Origin of the sequence: Paenibacillus rhizovicinus (assembly GCF_010365285.1) — a bacterium.
GTDB lineage: Bacteria > Bacillota > Bacilli > Paenibacillales > Paenibacillaceae > Paenibacillus_Z > Paenibacillus_Z rhizovicinus.
This window is the reverse complement of the sequence record NZ_CP048286.1, coordinates 7,028,483-7,049,254: the sequence shown is the minus strand read 5'-3', so window position 1 is coordinate 7,049,254 and position 20,772 is coordinate 7,028,483. Positions and strand designations below refer to the sequence as shown.

The 20,772-nt window shown below is 43.6% G+C and carries 18 protein-coding genes and 3 pseudogenes; 19 read left to right on the top strand and 2 right to left on the bottom strand.

Annotated features, from left to right (window positions below):
• Positions 1–99 precede the first annotated feature (99 nt).
• The 3 genes from GZH47_RS31350 to GZH47_RS31345 all read left to right on the top strand — a co-directional run bounded on the left by GZH47_RS31350 (position 100) and on the right by GZH47_RS31345 (position 3,633).
• The gene (locus GZH47_RS31350) at positions 100–1,884 is read left to right on the top strand and encodes an ATP-dependent nuclease (RefSeq protein WP_162644998.1); all 1,785 of its coding nucleotides are present in this window, start codon (positions 100–102) and stop codon (positions 1,882–1,884) included.
• A gap of 269 nt (positions 1,885–2,153) precedes the next feature.
• Positions 2,154–2,471 carry a UvrD-helicase domain-containing protein gene (locus tag GZH47_RS34305; RefSeq protein ID WP_225446301.1) on the top strand — a complete coding sequence of 106 codons (318 nt, stop codon included), beginning with the start codon at positions 2,154–2,156 and terminating at the stop codon, positions 2,469–2,471.
• Between the two features lie 13 nt (positions 2,472–2,484).
• A complete protein-coding gene (locus GZH47_RS31345; protein ID WP_225446300.1) occupies positions 2,485–3,633 on the top strand; it encodes a 3'-5' exonuclease in 1,149 nt (382 codons plus the stop codon).
• 33 nt (positions 3,634–3,666) lie between these two features.
• On the opposite strand, the gene GZH47_RS31340 is transcribed toward GZH47_RS31345, so the two are convergent.
• Positions 3,667–4,662, bottom strand: a complete 996-nt coding sequence (locus GZH47_RS31340) for a DGQHR domain-containing protein (RefSeq protein WP_162644997.1) — start codon at positions 4,660–4,662, stop codon at positions 3,667–3,669.
• A gap of 136 nt (positions 4,663–4,798) precedes the next feature.
• On the opposite strand from GZH47_RS31340, the gene GZH47_RS31335 reads away from it, so the two are divergent.
• From GZH47_RS31335 to GZH47_RS31305, 7 genes and pseudogenes are all read left to right on the top strand, one after another.
• Positions 4,799–5,134: a helix-turn-helix domain-containing protein gene (locus GZH47_RS31335; protein ID WP_162644996.1), complete on the top strand. Its 336-nt coding sequence runs from the start codon at positions 4,799–4,801 to the stop codon at positions 5,132–5,134.
• Positions 5,135–5,267: 133 nt separating this feature from the next.
• Entirely contained in the window at positions 5,268–5,933 is a 666-nt protein-coding gene (locus GZH47_RS31330) for a TnsA endonuclease N-terminal domain-containing protein (protein ID WP_162644995.1), read from the top strand.
• Positions 5,920–7,851 (top strand): transposase family protein, encoded by a 1,932-nt coding sequence (locus tag GZH47_RS31325; protein ID WP_162644994.1) that lies wholly within the window; start codon positions 5,920–5,922, stop codon positions 7,849–7,851. The genes GZH47_RS31330 and GZH47_RS31325 overlap by 14 nt, the downstream gene beginning before the upstream one ends.
• Positions 7,852–7,864: 13 nt before the next feature.
• On the top strand, positions 7,865–8,869 hold the full coding sequence (locus GZH47_RS31320; RefSeq protein ID WP_162644993.1) for an ATP-binding protein: 1,005 nt from the start codon (positions 7,865–7,867) through the stop codon (positions 8,867–8,869).
• On the top strand, positions 8,866–10,260 hold the full coding sequence (locus tag GZH47_RS31315) for a hypothetical protein (RefSeq protein ID WP_162644992.1): 1,395 nt from the start codon (positions 8,866–8,868) through the stop codon (positions 10,258–10,260). Before GZH47_RS31320 ends, GZH47_RS31315 begins: the two co-directional genes overlap by 4 nt.
• Positions 10,261–10,652: 392 nt before the next feature.
• Positions 10,653–11,646, top strand: a pseudogene (locus GZH47_RS31310) (aldo/keto reductase).
• 42 nt (positions 11,647–11,688) lie between these two features.
• The gene (locus GZH47_RS31305; protein ID WP_225446299.1) at positions 11,689–12,093 is read left to right on the top strand and encodes a MerR family transcriptional regulator; all 405 of its coding nucleotides are present in this window, start codon (positions 11,689–11,691) and stop codon (positions 12,091–12,093) included.
• Positions 12,094–12,172: 79 nt separating this feature from the next.
• Here GZH47_RS31305 and GZH47_RS31300 read toward each other — a convergent pair whose 3' ends face one another.
• The gene (locus GZH47_RS31300) at positions 12,173–12,721 is read right to left on the bottom strand and encodes a TetR/AcrR family transcriptional regulator (RefSeq protein ID WP_162644991.1); all 549 of its coding nucleotides are present in this window, start codon (positions 12,719–12,721) and stop codon (positions 12,173–12,175) included.
• 298 nt (positions 12,722–13,019) lie between these two features.
• On the opposite strand from GZH47_RS31300, the gene GZH47_RS31295 reads away from it, so the two are divergent.
• From GZH47_RS31295 to GZH47_RS31255, 9 genes and pseudogenes are all read left to right on the top strand, one after another.
• Positions 13,020–14,078, top strand: a complete 1,059-nt coding sequence (locus GZH47_RS31295) for an NAD(P)-dependent alcohol dehydrogenase (RefSeq protein ID WP_162644990.1) — start codon at positions 13,020–13,022, stop codon at positions 14,076–14,078.
• 21 nt (positions 14,079–14,099) lie between these two features.
• Positions 14,100–14,858: a carboxymuconolactone decarboxylase family protein gene (locus GZH47_RS31290; RefSeq protein WP_162644989.1), complete on the top strand. Its 759-nt coding sequence runs from the start codon at positions 14,100–14,102 to the stop codon at positions 14,856–14,858.
• A gap of 13 nt (positions 14,859–14,871) precedes the next feature.
• A complete protein-coding gene (locus tag GZH47_RS31285) occupies positions 14,872–15,714 on the top strand; it encodes an SDR family oxidoreductase (RefSeq protein ID WP_162644988.1) in 843 nt (280 codons plus the stop codon).
• Between the two features lie 81 nt (positions 15,715–15,795).
• On the top strand, positions 15,796–16,776 hold the full coding sequence (locus tag GZH47_RS31280; protein WP_162644987.1) for an aldo/keto reductase: 981 nt from the start codon (positions 15,796–15,798) through the stop codon (positions 16,774–16,776).
• 81 nt (positions 16,777–16,857) lie between these two features.
• Positions 16,858–17,226 (top strand): nuclear transport factor 2 family protein, encoded by a 369-nt coding sequence (locus GZH47_RS31275; RefSeq protein WP_162644986.1) that lies wholly within the window; start codon positions 16,858–16,860, stop codon positions 17,224–17,226.
• A 198-nt stretch (positions 17,227–17,424) separates the two neighbouring features.
• Positions 17,425–18,267 (top strand): annotated as a pseudogene (locus GZH47_RS31270) (aldo/keto reductase).
• A 250-nt stretch (positions 18,268–18,517) separates the two neighbouring features.
• Positions 18,518–19,000 (top strand): nuclear transport factor 2 family protein, encoded by a 483-nt coding sequence (locus tag GZH47_RS31265; RefSeq protein ID WP_162644985.1) that lies wholly within the window; start codon positions 18,518–18,520, stop codon positions 18,998–19,000.
• An 86-nt stretch (positions 19,001–19,086) separates the two neighbouring features.
• Positions 19,087–20,137: pseudogene (locus GZH47_RS31260) on the top strand (AraC family transcriptional regulator ligand-binding domain-containing protein).
• A gap of 55 nt (positions 20,138–20,192) precedes the next feature.
• Entirely contained in the window at positions 20,193–20,714 is a 522-nt protein-coding gene (locus GZH47_RS31255) for an NAD(P)H-binding protein (RefSeq protein ID WP_225446298.1), read from the top strand.
• Positions 20,715–20,772: the final 58 nt, after the last annotated feature.

Genomic DNA, 20,772 nt, shown 5'->3' with positions numbered 1-20,772 from the left:
GGAAAAGGGAAAGGTTAATACAATATTATGCCGAAAGAATTATACAGGGAAAATTATTCCTTCTTCAATCATTATCATTAGTGGGCGGATGGTGAGTCAATGCGGATTGCGAGATTAAAGGTGAAAAATTTTAGAGGGGTCAAAGAAGGCGAACTCTATCTAACGGAAAGATGTGTTTTGGTAGGCGATAACAATATTGGAAAGTCAACTATCTTAGAATCAATTGATCTTGTTCTTGGCCCTGAACGATTATCAAAATACCCTGTCTTAGACGAACATGATTTTTATGCGGGGGAATACTTAAATAAAGAAGGTACCGAAAGGGATATACATATTGAAGTTGTTGTAGTGGGCTTAAGCGACGAGCAGACAAGGCATTTTAGGAATCATATTGAATGGTGGAACACATCAACGAACAATTTAATCGAAGGTCCACCGGCTAGTTCAACAGATGAAAGACAGGTATTACCCGCGCTTAGAGTTGGTTTTTCAGGAGCGTACGATCAAGAAGAAGATGACTTCGTCGGCAAAACCTACTATCTGTCTCCACAAAAAGATGATGGTACTTTTGATGTTTTTGGCACAAAGGATAAAAGAATGTGTGGGTTTTTATATTTGAGAACACTTCGTACGGGTTCAAGGGCTTTAAGTCTTGAAAAAGGTTCACTGCTGGATATCATACTAAGACTAAAGGAATTAAATCTTCCAATGTGGGAGGATATATTAAACCAATTAAGGGAGTTACCGGTTGCTGAAAATCCCGAACTTGGAATATCAGAAATATTAACTTCAGTTCAGAAAACGGTTCGAACATATGTTCCATCCGACTGGGCCAATAATCCTCATTTCCGAGTTTCTGATTTGACTCGCTCCAATTTGCGTCGGATTTTAACTGTTTTTATGGGCACTGGGGCTAAGAGGGAAGACGGAAATGAATATGCAGCTCCATTTCAACATCAAGGTACCGGGACAATTAATACATTAGTACTTGCACTGTTATCTATGATTGCCGAACTAAAGCAAAATGTCATCTTTGCAATGGAAGAACCCGAAATAGCAATACCGCCATATACCCAGAAAAGAATAATTCATAGTATTAGTCGAAAATCTGCCCAAGCGATATTTACATCTCATTCTCCATACGTCCTTGAAGAATTCGACCCATCAGAAATTCTAGTTATTAACAGAGTGAATGGAAAGTTAAAAGGTGTTGCGGCGAAATATCCACCTACAATAAAACCTAAGAAATATAGGGAGGAATTTCGGAGAAGATTTTGTGAAGCTTTACTAGCTCGAAGAGTACTGATTACAGAAGGTCGAACCGAGTTTGACTCGTTTCCCGCAGCAGCTCGAAGACTTCAAGAGCTTGGTGAATATAAGACTTTTGAAGAACTAGGAATCGCTATATTAAATGCAGAAGCTGAATCACAAGTGGCTCCACTCGGCGAGTACTTACAGTCTCTTGATAAAATAACGTTTGCAGTTTTTGATAAACAAACTGAGGAAAGTAAGACTGCCATCGTGAAAGCAGTTAATTTCCCTTTCGAAGCAAATGAAAAAGGATTCGAGGATGTAATTATTAATGGTTCCTCTCCAGAAGCGATTTTAAGGTATGCTAAGGGACTTGTTGAAAACGGTGAGTGGCTAAGTCATATGAAAGCCAATGAACCCAATGACCAAATGGATCTAGGCCAGCTTAAAACTGTAATGAGAGAGTTTTTTGTTAAAAATAAAGCATCAGGTGTTACTGCCGACTTTTTAGGACAATGTGAAATAAGTGAGATGCCGAGCTTTGTGGTTGAAACCATTGTCAGTATTCAATCTATTGTTGATGGACGATCTGATTCAGTCGGGTCAGATAGAGAAGTTCCCCCAGAGGATTAAGTAAGGAGAAGTGTATGTTCGAACTCTCAGAAGATAAAAAGCGATTGTTACAAACCAATGGTCATTTGCTAGTATTAGGTGGTCCTGGATCTGGCAAAACGACGATAGCATTACTCAAAGCAATCAATTAATAATTAATAACGTCATCGAAAAGGGACAAAAGATTCTCTTCTTAAGTTTTGCGAGAGCAACTGTTTCGAGAGTTGAAGAACAAGTTAGATCTGTTATTTCAAGTAACATACAAAGCCAACTAGAGGTTAATACATATCATGGATTTTATATGGTCGTTGATAAGAAGTCATGGTTATTTAATTAACAAGCGGCGAATTATTAAATTGCTTACTCCTCATGAGGCTGCATCTAGACTAGCAAATTTTTCTGGAGATAGAGAAGGAGAAAAAAAAAGACTATTTGAGGAAGAAGGCATTCTACACTTTGACTTGTTTGCAAAGTATGGAACACAACTATTAACCGAAAGCCAGGCGTTATCGAAGGTAATCTCCAATGCTTATCCGGTTATAATACTTGATGAGTTCCAAGACACAAATTTGACGAATGGCAGTTTATCCAAGCAGTTGACAACTTAGTACACTAATTGCATTGGCGGATCCTGAACAACGAATTTATGAATTTAGAGGGGCGGATCCTTCTAGAATAAGTGATTTTATTTTTATTTATTCCCCTCAACAATTTGATTTTGGTTCAGAGAATAACCGAAGTAATGGAACCGATATTGTTCAGTTTGGAAATGATCTAATTAGCGGGAAGAATGTTGGAAAACAATACAATCAAGTTAAGGTCAACTTATACCCTTTTCGTCAAGGATTGAGTCCTCATTTAGATTTAAAAGTCGAGGTACTGAAGGCTCGGAAAAGACTAATAGCAAACCATACAAATGATTGGTCTCTTGCTATACTGGTCCCATCAAAAAGATTAATGCACGAAGTTTCCCTATGTCTAGATACACACCATATCTTCGCAAATAATAAATCACTACCCCGAGTTAGCCATGAATTGGCACTGGAAACTGCTGCGCCGTCACTTGCTGCTGTATTAGTTTCAAATCTATTGGATCTTGGATCAAATTCTAGGGTGGAGCATACACAACTCATTGCTGATTTATGTGAACATATGCGTGGAAGGAACGGAGATGCTTCTGCACCAAAACAAAGCTTGGATATATCAAATGCCCTTCAAGAATTTATTACGACAGGTAAGATACGTGGATCAAAGCGACAAATGATACTACAAGACTGCATCAACTTAGTAAATGCTTGTTGCAGCCTTGAATTTACAGGAGATCCCAGTCAAGATTGGAAAAATGTTTGTAGTCTTTTGGATGGTGCCTCCTCGGATCAACTTAAGCAGGTCGGAAAAGATATCAAATATTTAAAAATGCTGCACAGGGGATCGGAATTAAGATCAAGATTAGCTTCACTTTGGCGCTTATACGGAAATTATAGTGGTGCTGGAGAAAGTATAAAAGCAGCTTTATTGCAAGAATACTTTGCCAACTCCTCAAAAGTTTGGAGAGGAGTTCATGTAATGACAATACACAAATCGAAAGGAAAGGAATTTGACGAAGTAATCGTCTATGAAGGTCTATATCAGGGGAAAATTGTTCGAAACGAATCTACGAAAAAGGAGATAGATCAAGCACGCTTAAATTTAAGAGTAGCGGTGACAAGGGCTCGCCAAAATGTTCTTATTATTACACCCATTAACGATGTCTGCCCGTTACTTCGGTGAGCGAAAAAAAAGGAACCCATATAGGGTCCTTTTTTAGTTAATCATTAATCCAGATAGTTCACTGGCAAGTGTCTTTGACCCAGATAAACCTTTTAAATATCGAAGATGACCCGTAGTAGACCAGTCTACCTTCCTAAGTTTCTGAATCGATTGAGCAAAAGAAGAATAATCCTTGGTCTTTTGCTCATTTGAGAAAAAATGATTAAGGATCGAACCTGCAGCTATTGATAATGCATCAAGACATACGATGTGAGTGAGCCTGTGACCGCCATAATCAAGCCATTCATAGGAAAATGTATCCTTTATGGTGTTAAAGTAAAACAAAGATATATTGAGCTTCTCTTCTTTTGTTAGCAATGCGACGTCGTCCTTCTTAAATAAGAAATGGAGGGTTCGATAGAGATTTTGCAAAGTTATATGACGACCTTTTGCTCTTTTCCCGATAATGCTGCCAATATTGTAAAAAGGGCTATCTTTACGAACAAGCAGCTCGGTAGCAACCCAACTCAATTCATCAGAATCACGCCTCAGGTATTTACTAAGGGAAGATCCAATCCCTTTTGCTTTGGTGTTAATCGTATCGAACAGCCGAATTTCTTCATCTTCGTCCAGGGAATGAAACGCTAAAAAAGGAACCATGATATCAGCATTCGTTTCTTGGATATACCGCTTAATACCCCCAAGGCGATGTTGTCCGTCCATCAGAGATGCCTTTCCCTTACAAAACAACCGGCCAAAGTTAGGACGCTGCTTATCATAAGCAACGAACTCCCAATTCGAACAAGCATTTAATAATACCGGTGTAAAAAGAGCATCATCACCTTTAGACAAGTACAAAGCAAAATCGTGACATCGCTTAGGATCCACTGGCCGTTGATATCCTTTTCCGGATTCATTATCATACGGTTTTACAAAGGTAAGGTTCAATGCTATAGATGCAGGTACATTGCTTTGATAAATAACTTTACCACGCATTTTGCTTTGAATGACATTTTCTATAACAACTTGTTGGGGTATGGTTTGATCCATGTGTTAGTCACTCCATGATGAATTTTCATTGATCCCAATATAAAACTTATAAGTTCTTTTTACAATGGTATTTATAGTATAATGGTCTGTCTTCATACTGCTTACCTACTTACGCTTATTTAAGGTGGTGGTATGAGTGGCGGAACTCGCAGAGCTTATAGGAGCTCGAATCCGGCAAATTAGAAAGTCACGCGGCTTAACACAAGAACAACTTGGTGAACGCGCTCAGTTACAAAGTACATATATCGGTGGGGTCGAACGGGGAGACCGAAATATCTCTGTGGACACTCTCGATAAGTTGATCCGTGCCCTGGAAGTAAGCCCCTCAGAGTTTTTTTATTTCGGTGATAATCCTATTGAGAAAGATACGGATAAAACTAAACTGATCCACATTTTTATTTCAAAACTTATGAAGCAAAAAAGCCAGAATATACGCAAGATGATTAATATTTATAAAGAGATATTCGAATAAGTTTCAAAGAAGGGTCGCCGAAAGGCGGCCTTTTGTTTTGCGTCAAATCATGGGGTTTCATAAGAACCTTTGTCGAATCGCTTGATTATCTGAAAAGTCGCAATTATCGTTCAAAATATAGGGGTGATACGGGATGTACACACCGGTAAAAATGCCGAGGAACACAAAATACGGCAGTAACTACTGGAAGGCAACCAGTCGCAAGATTAAACGAAGAGTTGAGTTTTTTAGTGATTTGGAATACGACCATTGGATTTTAGTCGAATCCAACCCCAATATTGTTTCTTTTTGTGAGCAGCCACTAAGAATAAGGCATACCCATAAAGGTGAGATTGTAGAGTCTGTTTTTGATATGTGGGTTTTATACTCAGATGGAACGGAAAAATTCATTGAAGTGAAATATGAGTGGGATTTCGATTCAAGGAACCCTAAGTCAATTAAAACCATAAGACAAACAGGAGCACAAGAAGATTGGTGTCTCCTTAACAATAAACCATATGAAATCATGACGGATACAAAGATCCGATCTAATGCCTTACTTTTGTCCAACCTCAAACAAATTATTTCTTATACACGGAATCGATTGGTTCCTATAGAGCTCGACCAATTTCAAATTACCCGTTTAGTACGAAATCGCAGACTAACCATCGGAGAAATTCAGCGTGATTTACACAGTTTAAAACCTCAACGAATTTTAGAGTCAATTTGTAACCTGATCTACAGCGGACATTTAGATGCCAACATTGAAGAATGTTTAATTGGCCCATCTCTGGAGGTGTGGTTACATGGCGAGACGTAAGATCATTGAAAGTGAGAAATACGTACCTGAGGATCTGGATGTTAAAAACTGGCCAATCGTTTTGACTGATAATCTAAGTGACAAGGATAAGGCTACTTACTTAAAGAGAAAAAAAGCAGTTGAAATGTACTTAGGTAATCAACCAATTAAAGAAATCAGGTATGAAACAGGGATTGACTTTGAATCACTACGACGGCTGGTGTTACGTTGCATCGACAACCGAGACGAGAATGGCGTGATTTTAGGCTTTCGTGCGTTGATACCGAATAAAAAGATTAAAGGCTACACAAGAAAATCGAAAGAGAACAACTCTCACTCAGGGAGGTTCACCGAACTTCTTGATACATTTCCCCAACTTGCTGAATTAATTGAAAAACATCATTTCCAAACTAACAAGCAGCAGTTCTCGGACCCGAAAATGAAGGCAAAATATATCCACAAAAAGTTTTTGGATGAGTGTAGAGCAATTGGATTAACTGAAAATCAGTACCCATTTACTACCGAAACATTGGCCAAACGTTCATTAGAGCGTTATCTTCATAAACTAAATAATAGACATTTTTCAAAAGCAGCTAGTCGATACGGAGACGCGGCAGCTACCCTCGCAACAACTACGGGGATAGGTAGAGAACACAATCTATCGATTCTCCGTCCATTAGAAAGAGTGCAATTCGACGGCCATCGGATCGATGGTATGTTTTCAATTACATTCCGGACACCTGAAGGAGATGAAATAACAAGGGTTCTTGAGCGTCTTTGGTTGCTTGTCATTTTAGATGTTGCCAGTAGAGCGGTCATTGGATACCATCTGAGTACCAATCGGGAATTTTCAGGTAATGATGTAGTGCAATGCATTCGTAACGCGGTGGTACCGAGGGAGAAGAGGGCCCTTACGATTCCTGGCTTAAGCTACAATGAACGGGGCGGCTTTCCGAGTGATTGCATCCCTGAAATGCAATGGGCACTGTGGGATGAGATGTTGTACGACAATGGCAAAGCTAATTTATCAAATTTCGTATCCGATCGCCTAGAACAAATAATAGGTTGTTCAACAAATGCTGGACCTGTTGCAGTACCGGTTCGCAGGGGATACATCGAAAGATTTTTTGGTGTGTTAGAAGAATGCGGGTATCACCGTATGATAAATACGACCGGCAGCAATCCACAAGATCCAAGGAGAAGCGATGCCGAGAAAAAGGCTGTCAAATATTCGATTTCATTTGAGCATCTAGAAGAGCTGACAGATGTACTAATATCGGACTATAACGGAACTGTTAATGAGGGGATAAACAACTTTACACCTCTTGAAGTGTTAAAACAAAGAATCGAACGTGGACTTATTCCTCGGGTAATGCCTGAAGAGCAAAGGGCGGAGGTGGTTTTCCTGTCGATGAAAGTACCCCGCAAAGTCAACGGTAACTTAAAAGAGGGACGTCGTCCATTCATCCATTATGAAGGTGTAGATTATAGAAATGAGGTTCTCTCACGCAGTCCTGATCTCATTGATACAACCCTAACTATTCTTGTAAATGTAGATGACCTAAGGGTTCTCCAGGCATTTCTTCCGGATGGCAGTGAGTTTGGAGCACTTACGGCAACTGGAAAGTGGGGGATCGTTCCCCATTCGCTCAAAACGCGTAAAGAAATCAACAGACTTCGAAAGCGCAAACTATTATTTTTCACTTCCGAAGACAATCCTATAGATTGTTATCATCGCTATCTTGAATCGCACGCAGTAAATAATAGGGCAAGTCGTAACAAACTCGCAGAAGAGAGACGAAGAAGTCAAAAATCGAGCACTAAGGAAGAAGATTCAAAATCCTCCGCATCTCTTGATGAAGTTTTATCAGAAGATGATGCAACAAGAACACGACCTATCACGCGTATCAATAAGAACTTGAAGACCATCACCTTTTAAGGAGGCGTTCAAAATGGGTTTTTCTAGTTCTGATGCAGAAACATTAACCGTGGATGGCCGGCCATTTGTCCACCCAAAAACACATCCGATTGAAACTGGACGTTACTTGCTTCAAACCAATCAAATCGAGTCATTAAAAGAGACCATCGTTAGATGGGTAGACAACCGTGTTCCTGGAGGGATCGTTTATGGCCGGCCTCGCCTTGGAAAAACAAGAGCTATTAAATACTTAATGCATGTCTTACCTGCTGAATTTGATCAGAGGATTCCTGTCTATAGCTTAAAATGCAGGCAATACAAAGTGATTAACGAGAATGTGTTTTTTGAAGATATATTGAAGGACATCAATCATGCATATCCTTCTTCGGGGAAAGCCTCCCAGAAGCGCGAGAGGCTAACAAAATATTTAAAAGAAAATGTAGAGTCATCAGGACAGCACAGATTGGTTTTTTTCTTAGACGATGCACAAAGATTAGCGGATATCCAGTACGGCTGGTTAATGGATATCAATAACGAACTCGATAGTTTGGGTATCAGTCTCACGGTAATTTTAGTAGGGCAAAAGGAATTAATTCATCAAAGAAGCGCCTTTCAACAAGCAAAAAAATTCCAACTAATTGGTCGTTTTATGATTGATGATTATCGTTTTTCAGGAGTCAAGAATGTTGATGATGCTCAAACTTGCCTGGCTGGATATGATCAATATTCTGATTATCCTGAAGGGAGCGGATGGTCATTCACACGTTACTTCTTACCTGATGCCTTTGCTCGTGGATTTCGGTTGGAAGATTGCGCTGCAGATCTGTTCGATTGCTTTTGCTCAGCACGAACCGAGGCTGGGTTATTTCAAAAAGCGGAAATTCCAATGCAATACTTCACATTAACCGTGGATTATGTGCTTAGGCGTTATGGTAGAAATGGAGAAGATCTAAATCAAATCAATAGGCTACAATGGAACAATGCAATAAAAAACTCTGGTTATATTAAGGCCGAAGTAAATCAAGGTGTAGAGGAATGAAAGCTGCTAACATCATTCTGCTACCTGGACCGGCCAATCAGGAAACCAACTATACCTGGAATCCTTTATGGGTGAAGGAATACGAATCACCATGGGGAGTGTTTGAGAAATTTAAATACGCGAACAACATAACATCCAAAGAATTTCTCAGAACATTTGGAACCGATGAACTTCGATCTGTAAAGCATTTATCACTATTTTATGTCAATGCTAACGTCCATACCATGGGACGATTAAGTGAAGATATAATCTTAAAAATATTAAAGGTTCCTGTTAAAGCACATACCAGCGAGATCCTTGACTTTGTTCAAAAGAGGGTTCTCATAGAAGAGCTATTACGGAGTGATTTAGCTTATTGCCGCTATTGTATGCGAAGTGGTTACCATAGTATTTTCCATCAACTTAAGTTCATTCACAGTTGTCCGTTTCATCCGCATGCCAAATTATACAATTCATGTCCGACGTGTAAGAAGTCTTTTAAATATATGATTAATGATCCTTTTAGTGCTTTTCGTTGTCAGTGTGGAACTGAACTTTTTAATAAGCCAGACTATCATATTGTTTGGAGAAATCATAAGCCGAACATTGTTTTTCAGCCATTACAGAAATTATTACAACTAAGCGAGAACGATATAACCACGTTAAAAGAGATGGAATTTGTTCACTACAACGATGTAGAGGAACATCCAAGATTCCTTGAGGCTTATTTAAGTCGTTTAGATCCGACCTTATTAAAAACCGAAAAGATTGAGCATAAAGTAATTGTTTCTAATGAAAATTTACTTCAACAAGGCAACAGACAAGAAGAATATAGAAAGGCATACTATGACGGTGATCTGTGGACGACGGAAGGAATAGATAATAAAATTGCTAATGAAATATATAAGAGCACAGTTGCCACCTATAATGCGTTGTGTAACCGGATTCGAAAAACTATTTTGAAAAAATGCCTTAAAGAGTTGTTACGTGAGAATTACAAAATTATTTGCCCCTACGCTTATGCTTATTTGAATTGGAGAGTATGTATAGAGGGACTAAGATACCATTCGGACATTGCTACGAATTACTATCGTAAACGCAGATCGACTGAGAATACTGGTATCGATACGATATCTAACATTGACGTCTCAGTATTTACCAATCTCAGACTCGCATGGGATGGTAGCTTAAAATATAATGACGGAAATAGACGATATAAAAGTTTGACAGCGACAATATGGCTTATTAATCATTTTTTATACAGGCTACTGATGAACCACTTCTATAATTGGCTTGAGTTCGCTGATAAAAAAAGATATAAGAAAAAGGACACGTTTATTTTTACTTTAGAAATCAATTCAAATATGAAGGTATGCCGCTATTCGCATTTTCACAAAAAGGTGATCAAATAGAACTCCATATGTGGGAAGATGAGAACCCCAACAAAAATAAAGAATATCGGTGCCCATTCCATTCTGTTTAGAAGGAGACCATGGTTTATTATGGTCTCCTTTAACATTAGGAATGCACTTATTTTGCTGATCTGTAGAGTGACGGGGCGCTGGCTGATACGTAGATTTTTCACATTTTCATGTCCCTGAATAGGCTTTTCATACCGACCATAGTTGGATCGTCGTCGCCAGGCGAATCGTGAATTTGATTTGCGGGCTGCATGCCGCCGCGTAGATGTATGACAAGACCGGCCCATATAATTTATTCCACGCATATGCTTGACTTGGAGTTAACTCCATATGGGATAATATCGCGGTATGTATGGGCACCCATTTGAGAAAGGAATGATGATATGGAGTACGTGAAATTGGGGAATACCGGCTTGGACGTATCCAGGCTTTGTCTTGGCTGTATGAGCTTCGGCGATGTAAGCCGATGGACGCATCCATGGATTCTAGACGAGGAACACAGCCGTCCGATCATCAGGAGGGCCCTTGATCATGGCATCAATTTTTTCGATACGGCAAATGTGTATTCGACTGGTGCGAGTGAGGAAATCGTAGGCCGGGCTTTAAAGGACTACGCGAATCGGGATGAGGTTGTCATTGCAACAAAGGTTCATTTCCGCATGCAAGATGGACCTAACGGCGCAGGCCTATCTCGTAAGGCCATCTTAAGCGAAATTGATAAAAGCCTGAAGCGACTTGGAACCGACTATGTGGATCTGTACCAAATTCACCGCTGGGACTATGACACGCCCATCGAAGAAACGATGGAAGCTTTGCATGATGTCGTTAAGGCAGGGAAAGCAAGATACATAGGCGCTTCCGCGATGTTCGCTTGGCAGTTCCTCAAAGCTCTGCATGTTGCAGATCTACATGGCTGGACCCGGTTCATCTCGATGCAAAACCATTATAACCTTCAGTACCGCGAAGAAGAACGGGAGATGCTCCCGCTTTGCAAAGAAGAGAAGATCGGTGTGATTCCTTACAGCCCGCTGGCATCCGGAAGATTATTACGCGACCCAGTAGAAAGTACTGCCCGATCCGAAACCGATCAGGCGCAGAAATGGAAGTATGATGCGATGATGACGGCCGATCGGCCGATCGCGGAACGTGTTGCGTCCATCGCTGCTCTGCACGGTGTTCCTCGCGTTCAGGTCGCGCTCGCTTGGATGTTGCAGAAGGAGATCGTTACATCACCGATCATCGGCGTGACGGGGTTTGTCTCAGCTTGAAGAAGCGGTACCAGCACTATCCGTCAAGCTGACTACGGAAGAAATCGCATCACTTGAAGAACCTTATGTGCCACATCCTGTCGTGGGTGCTATAAAAGCACGTTCATGACCTTGAACGATGTATAGACATGGATAAGGAGGGAACGGCGGTATGGCGATGACGATTGCGGAAGTAAGTGAGAGATTTGGGTTATCCCAAGATACGCTTCGTTATTATGAACGCATCGGATTAATTCCGCCCGTTAACCGAAACAGAAGCGGCAACCGGGAGTATACCGAGGAGGATCTCAAATGGGTTGATTTCATTAAGTGTATGAGGCAGAGTGCAGGGCTTCCAGTCGAAGCATTGATCGAGTATGTGGCACTTTTTCAACAGGGAGACGATACGCTCGTCACCCGCAAAGAACTACTTATCGAGCAGCGTGACCGGCTTGCGGTCAAAGTCGAAGAAATGACAAACACCTTCATACGTCTCAATGATAAAATTGCTCGCTATGAACAAACGATTGTGTTGAAAGAAAAACATTACACAAGAATGATTAATTTTCTCTGGTAAGGTTCCGTTTACATGAACGGAACCTTTTTTATATGATCTTTAAGCAACCCCCTAAGTTAGAGATATCAATATTATAATTTCAACCGCAATTCCTCTCCAACAAATCCCCTAATTGTTCTGCTAATGCTTGATGCGAAATTGGTCTTTCATTCATAAACCACCATTCCACCACCCCTACATAAGCAGAAGCCACAAATCGGATAAGCATATCCTCGTTGAGCCCCTTGTTTTTCCCTTTGGTTACGTCTATTTCATCTTTAAACTCATCAATCAAAAAATCGAGGAACCGGCTGCGAAAGTAAGGGGCTCCTTTACTTGCCAACATCATCGAGAAGAAGGGGTAGTTCTCTTCGAAATATTTGGTCCAGATGAGTGATCCGTCTGCGAAATCCAGATCAGCTGCAGCCTTGCATCGTTCCCCGAGTTCGTTTATATGCGATTCAATCAGCTTGTCGAGCAGGTCATACTTATCCAGGTAGTGAAGGTAAATCGTGCCCCGACTGACGTTGGCGCGGTCAGTCAGGTCTTGAATCGTAATGTCGTCAAAGCTCTTTTCAGCCATCAGTTCTAGTACGGCATTTTTTAAGGCATCTTGGGTTTTTTTTATTCTTCGATCGACTTTAACCATAGTGGGACACCTCGTTTAATGGATCATAGTTAGACAATTTAGCTCCCTTTGTTCATAACTTAACAAACCGAATGGATCTAACCATTGTAGGTCTATTGTATTTGCTTATAATTTTAAACATAAGTTCATTAATGTATCAAGTATCATTTTTAGGTTTCTTGACTTGGAGTTAGCTCCAGAAGATACACTACACTAGATCTCCATTTGGAAGATCGACAAATCTTAGGGATATATAAACCTGAGTAAGCACCAGTCAGATCACGATCAAACATTCATAATCGAAAGGATTGTTTATTCCATGTGTGAACTTCATCAGAGCGTAACGGTTCGTGCATTAAGTGTTCCAGGTGCGAAAGCACCCTTTGAACGAACGACCATTGAACGGAGAGAATTGCGGCCAGACGACGTCTTGATCGATATTCAATATTGCGGCATCTGCCATTCGGATATTCATAACGCGCATAATGATTTTGGCCGCGGCGTTTTTCCGATGGTACCCGGTCATGAAATTGCAGGGGTTGTCGCTGCTGTAGGCCGTGAGGTAACGAAGTTCGCTGTAGGTGATCGGGTTGGCGTCGGTTGCTTTGTTGACTCCTGCGGTGAATGTGAATTCTGCCGCAGCGGCGAGGAGCAATTTTGCCGAAAAGGCGTCGTTGTTGTATTCAACTCCATGGATTACGACGGAGAACTGACCTACGGCGGATACAGCCAAAAAATCGTGGTCAAAGACAGGTTTGTTGTCCGGATTCCGGACGGTTTGGCAATGGACGTGGCGAGCCCGCTGCTGTGTGCCGGTATAACCACTTACTCTCCATTGAAGCATTGGAACGCCGGGCCTGGAAAGAAAGTTGCCGTGCTGGGAATGGGAGGCCTGGGCCACATGGCTGTTCAGTTCGCCCATAAGATGGGGGCGGAAGTTACGGTGCTGAGTCATAGTCCGAACAAAAAGGACGAAGCCTTTGGCTTCGGCGCCAGTCAATATTATGTAACCACGGATCCAGTAACGTTTACGGAACAGGCAGGTCAATATGACCTGATTTTAAACACCGTGTCTGCCAATATCAATGTGGATGCCTTGCTCTCCATTCTAAAGGTGGACGGGGCCCTCGTTCATCTCGGTCTGCCGAACAAGCCGGAGCAGTATAATGTCTTTTCCTTATTTGCCGGGCGTCGGATCATTACGGCATCCAACGTTGGGGGTATCCGAGAAACTCAAGAGATGCTGGACTTTTCGGCGGAGAACGGGATCGCTCCTATGATCGAAGTGATCCGGGCCGACCAGGTTGACGAAGCATACGAACGCGTCTTGAACAGTGATGTGCGGTATCGGTTTGTCATCGATATGGCTACGCTGTAACCAATCCAAAGGAGGAGAACGATGAAAGTTACGGAAGCAGCCCAACGCTATCATGATAAAATGTTTCCGGGTTACGAATCCAAGTTCTTGGAGACCGATCTGGAGTTTATTGAGCGCTTCGATAATTTTGCATTTGATGAAGTCGTCAATCAGGACGATTTGGACGACCGTACGCGCATGATGGCCATATTGTCCGTATTAATCGGCTGTCAAGGGATTGATGAGTTCAGTGCAATGCTCCCGGCAGCGCTCAATTTCGGCGTAACGCCCGTGGAAGCAAAGGAAATCGTTTATCAGTCCGTACCTTATCTCGGCATTGGACGGGTATTTCCTTATCTGCATGCCGTCAATGAAATTCTGGTTTCACAAGGGATTGAACTCCCTTTGCCGAGCCAAGCAACGACAACAACGGAAAATCGTTTGGAGGCAGGGATTCTGGCGCAGGTGGACATCTTTGGAGAAAGCATGAGGGACTTTTGGCAATCAGGACCGGAAGAAAGCAGGCACATCAATCGCTGGCTGGCGGATAACTGCTTTGGGGATTACTATACCCGGAAAGGCTTGGACTACAAGCAGAGAGAGATGATTACCTTTTGCTTTCTGCTCGCCCAAGGCGGTTGTGAACCGCAGCTGACCAGCCATGCCGCCGCCAATATGCGTCTCGGGAACGATAAGTTATTTCTCATTAAGGTGATCTCGCAATGCCTTCCCTTCATTGGTTATCCGCGCAGTTTGAATGCGCTGCGGTGCGTGAATGAAGCGGCAGCGAAATCGGAATAAGGAGGACGTTACCATGAATAATCTTACTTGGCTGATCACGGGCGTAAGCAGCGGCTTTGGGTATGAACTGACCAAGCAGCTGTTGGAGAAGGGCGACAACGTCATCGGCACGGTCCGCGATAAAAGCAAGGTCAAAGATCTCATCGAGAAGCATCCGGAGACGTTCACTTGCGAAGTTCTGGACGTGACCGATGTCCCGGCCATCCATCAGCTTGTTGACCAGTCCTTTGAGAAATTCGGCCGGATCGACGTCATTGTGAGCAACGCAGGCTATGGACTTTTTGGCGCCGCCGAGGAGCTTACGGATACCCAGGTGGATCACATCATTGCAACTAATCTTACGGGATCCATTCAGCTCATTCGTTCGGCGCTGCCGCATTTGCGGGGCCAAGGCGGCGGCCGCATTATTCAGCTTTCTTCCTATGGCGGACAAGTGGCATTCCCGGGCAACTCCATGTACCATGCGACGAAGTTCGGCATTGAGGGCTTCTGCGAATCGGTAGCACAAGAGGTCGCCCCGTTTAACATCGGAGTCACCATTGTTGAGCCGGGCGGAGCCCGTACCGAGTTCCGATATGGAAGCGCACGGGTAGCGAATCTGATGCCGGAATACGAAGGTAACCCGGCACATGGGTTTTTGAGCATGCTGGACGCTTCCAACGGTCTTGCTCCAGGTGATCCTGCGCGAATGGCTGCCCGCATCATTGAAAGTGTCGACAAAGAACCAGCGCCACTGCGAATGGTGCTTGGCTCTCAAGCCTTGGCAAATACGATTTCGACGTTAAAAGCACGGATTGCCGATTACGAGAAACAGACCGAATTGGCAGCTTCTACGGACTTTCCAGCAGGGGAATAGCGACGGAATTAACGGGCTTTACGCGCGGAGCATGAATCGGGTTCAAGTTCCTAAATCTATTTATATGGGAGAGGATATCGTATGGATTACGTTAAGCTGGGGAATACAGGCATGGATGTTTCGAGGATTTGTCTTGGCTGCATGAGCTTTGGAGAAGTACAGCCAGGGGGGCATCAATGGGTACTGAATGAGGAGAGCAGCCGCACAATTATAAAAAGAGCGCTTGACCTCGGGATCAACTTCTTCGATACCGCGAACATTTATGCCGGCGGCACCAGTGAAGAGATTGTCGGACGCGCTTTAAAGGAATATGCGAATCGCGATGAGATTGTCCTAGCGACGAAGGTCTGGGGGCGTATGCATCAGGGTCCCAATAGTGCGGGGTTATCCCGGAAGGCGATTATGAGCGAAATCGATAAAAGCCTAAAGAGACTTGGGACCGACTATGTGGATCTTTACATTATCCACCGTTGGGACTATATGACGCCCATCGAAGAAACGATGGAAGCCATGCACGATGTAGTGAAGTCAGGCAAGGCCCGCTATATCGGTGCTTCCGCCATGTATGCATGGCAATTTCAAAAGGCTTTGCACGTAGCCGAGAAGAATGGCTGGACGCGTTTTGTTTCCATGCAAAATCATCTGAATCTCATCTACCGCGAAGAAGAGAGAGAGATGATGCCGCTATGTAAGGACCAAAAAATCGCGGTAACGCCTTACAGCCCGCTTGCATCGGGTAGATTGATCCGCGATTGGTCGGAAACCACGCCTCGATTCGAAACCGATGTTGTTCAAAAAGCTAAGTACGATGCGACGGCTGATAAAGACCGGTTGATCGTTGAACGAGTGGCGGAAGTGGCTGACAAGCGAAGCGTTCCCCGCAGTCATATTGCCCTTGCCTGGGTGCTGCAGAAGGAGCAGGTAGCGGCTCCAATCGTAGGTGTAACGAAAATGAAGCAGCTTGAGGAGTCAGTGGGTGCTCTATCCGTAAAACTAACCTCGGAGGAAATTTCATTCCTGGAAGAGCCGTATGTTCCGCATCCAATAGTGGGAGCTCAGTAATAGGGGAAATCGTTTACGGACAGGCAAGATCCGCCAGGGCTTGAGCAAGATATCTCACCCGGATTGAAAGGGGGGCGCAATATGAATGAGGACAAGCAAAAGATCCTCGCGGTTTTTCAACAAATTGATGCTGCTATGATAAACAAAGATACGGAATCATTGGCTCGCATACTGGATGATGATTATGTACTCGTACACATGACAGGGTATCATCAACGTAAGGCAGAATGGCTTAACCAAATAGAAAATGAACAAATGAAATATTTTAAAACTATGCCTCAGACCACAACCATCACCATAGACGGCAATACCGCCGTTCTCCTGTGCGACACCAAAATTGATGCCAGAATTAATGGATTTAGAAGCACTTGGCCTATGAAGATAGAGATGCATTTTGAAAAACGGGGATATGATTGGATTCCAATACATTCGGTTGCCAGTAGTAACTAATTCTTTGAAGGAAAAGAACGTGGCATATCATGCATGTATTTTGGCGTGTAGCGCCAGTTACTGTGGGTTAGGATTTATGTAGGATAGTAATGTCAGGTTGTTCAACGCTGAACGGAGTAAGCACTTGATCCTCCTTCGGATAGAGGGACTCCAACGTTGAACGAGCACTTTAATAGAAATCACACTGGAGGTACTGCTATGCAGCACGTAATCTTAAATAATGGCGTGGAGATGCCGATTCTAGGCTTTGGCGTGTACCAAATTCCGGACGGTCAGCAATGTGAGCAAAGCGTCTATGACGCGCTTCTAACGGGCTATCGGTTGATCGATACTGCAGCTGCATACCGGAATGAGGAAGCGGTTGGCCGTGCCATAAAGCGGAGCGGAGTGGCGAGAGAGGAGCTTTTTGTAACAACCAAGCTTTGGATTCAAGACACCGGGTATGAACGGACAAAGAAAGCATTTGAAAACTCCCTGGCCAATCTGCAACTGGATTATCTGGATTTGTACTTGATTCATCAGCCGTTCGGCGATGTGTATGGTTCTTGGCGAGCAATGGAAGAGCTTTATCGAGAAGGAAAGATCAGAGCCATCGGCGTCAGCAATTTTCAGCTAGACCGCCTAACCGATCTGATTATTCATAATGAAGTGACACCGGCCGTCAACCAGGTTGAAACCCATCCGTTCTGCCAGCAAATTGAGGGTGCCCAATTCATGCTGGAGAACAAGGTACAGATTGAATCCTGGGGTCCATTTGCGGAAGGGCGCAATAATCTTTTCCAAAATGAAGTGCTGCTCTCCATCGCCGGGAAGTACAACAAATCCGTTGCTCAGGTTGTGCTCCGCTGGTTGATACAAAGAGGGTAGTGGCTATCCCCAAGTCCGTTCATAAAGAGCGGATTATCGAGAACTTCAACATCTTCGACTTTTCTTTAAGTCAAGAGGATATGATAAGATCCAAACGCTGGATTCGAACAAAAGCTTGTTCCTGTCCCATAACGACCGGAGATTGTGAAATCCCTAAGCAGCTATAAATTTTGATTCTTAACCAAAGAAACTGTCGGCGCTTCCGCCAGTTTCTTTTTCAAGTCAAGCTCGCCCAACATATAAAATCGCGGTTTGAAATCATAAGCGTCAGCATCAATTTGGCATGTCAGGCTAGAACCTTGGCGTGTATCGCTAGTCAAATAAGAGTCTCAAAGGGGTAAAATGATTGTCGTTGAGCTGAATAACACTTGGAGCGAGGATGGCTAAGCAACACGTAAACAAGATTACACAAGGAGGAAATAGAATGACTCATACAAATGAGCAGGAATCACAATCCCGACTATATGACAGAATCGTTGAACTCGAACACGTAAGAGCCTTAAGAGAGCTTGTAGACACGTTTTCAATACTGGCTGATCAGAAAGATACGCAAAAGCAGACCACGCTTTTCACCGCGGACGCAACCGTTGACTCTATTGTTGACGGTAATGTGGTCTCAAGCTTGCGGGGAACGGACGAAATCGGAACTGCATTTGAAAGCTTCTTGAAAAATTTCGATATCGTTTATCATTTCAATGGCCAGCACAACGTGTCGATCAGCGGAAATACAGCCAAAGGGACGCTTTATTGCCTGGTTGACCTTATTGCTACAGTGGACGGCAAGAAGATCAACAACAAGAGCGGCGTACACTATGAGGACGAGTATGTTTTTGAAGATGGACATTGGTTAATCGCAAAGCGAACCTCGACCTTTGCATGGCAAGACCGTCAGGAAATCAATACATGAGAAGTCGCCGGTGAATGAAGCTGTCTTTAGAGTTGACGGCTTCATTCATTTTTATCCTATCGCTTACGGAAAGGAGGAAACGAAGCATGACGACTCATTCACTTGACCGAATTAAAGTACCGAAAGGATTTTGGCTTGGTCTGCGTCACCTCGACATAACGCCCCAAGATGTGGTTCGTAAAGCTGATCTCCCGCTTACCATCGTGAACGACCAAGCGATCGTAAGTACTGCGCAATACTTTGCGCTTTGGCAGGCTTTCTCCGAACTGCTACCGGATCCTGCAGCAGGAATCGTTCAACTCTCAAGCAGCTTCGAGACATCCCAGCTGCCGCCGAGCGTAATGGCACCGTATCATGCGCGTGACTACCGGGATGCACTAAGTCGTATGGCTCGATACAAACAGTTGTGTTCGCCCGAGCGCATTCATATGGCCGAACAAGGTGAGTTCTGTACGGTCGAGCTGGTATGGCTCTATTCCGAGCATCCTGAACCACCCATGCTCATCGGCGTAACTTTAGCCTCGCTTATGGAACTGGGGCGCCGCGGAACAGGGAAGGCATTGATGGCACACGCGGTTGAACTGTCCCGCCCTGAAGGAAATGTTCAGGCATTGGAAGCATTCTTCGGCTGTCGTGTCCGGGTGGGATCGGAACGGACCAGATTGATCCTTAAGCGAACTGATCTTGATCGTCCATTTATCACGTACAACGAAGAACTGCTTGCCATACTCACGCCTGTGCTTGACCGGTCCCTTGAAGAAAAGCAGCGCACCATTTCTACAACAGAAACGGTGAAATGGATCATGAAGCAAAGTCTGGCCGCAGGACGTCCCGATATTGGGCTCATTGCCAGTGAGCTTGGGATGAGCGACCGTACCTTGCAGCGCCGGCTGACCGACGAGGGCACGACTTTAAACAATTGTTGTCAGATGCGCGGCGCGAAAAAGCATTGGAGTACCTCTCAGATCCGCTGCTTGATCTGAAGGAAGTGGCCTTCTTGCTGGGCTACGAAGACCAGAATTCATTTTTTCGGGCTTTCCGGCATTGGGAAGGCGATACGCCTCTAACTGGCGAGCCGAACAATTTGGGTTTACCGAGTCCAGCGAAGATGCTTCACGTGCACCGAAACTTCATTAAGGAATCGCATCGATCTATAACGTCTGCAAGGACGATAATCGAAGGAGGATTGGTTGTGAACAAGGTGCTGATTTTAGGCGCTAACGGGAGTATCGCTCGCCATGCCATTGAACGCTTTTTAAATGACACGGATGTAGAGTTGACTCTTTATTTGCGGAACGCAGGTCGACTTGAGAAGATGGACGGCAGCCGCGTCCGTGTTGTGGAAGGCGATGTACTGGATAAGGAAACACTGAAACATGCGATGGAAGGTCAGGATGTGGTATATGCCAATCTGGACGGTGACTTGGAAAGAATGGCGCGTACCATTGTGGAGACGATGAATGAAACGGGCGTCATGCGGCTTATTTTCATCAGTTCTATGGGCATTTACGGGGAAGTTCCAGGACAGATGTATAGTCCCATTCTGGATCCTTATCGAAAGTCAGCGGAGATCATAGAAGCTTCTGACCTTACTTACACGATCATAAGGCCGGGATGGTTTACAAACAAAAACGAAGTGGAATACAACACGCATAAAGGAGAACCTTCAAAGGGAGGGAAGTTTCCCGCAAAAGCGTTGCCGACTTCATCGTGAAATTGGCGACTACGCCTGGACTTGAAGTCCAGAGCAGCGTGGGGATCAGTAATTCAAA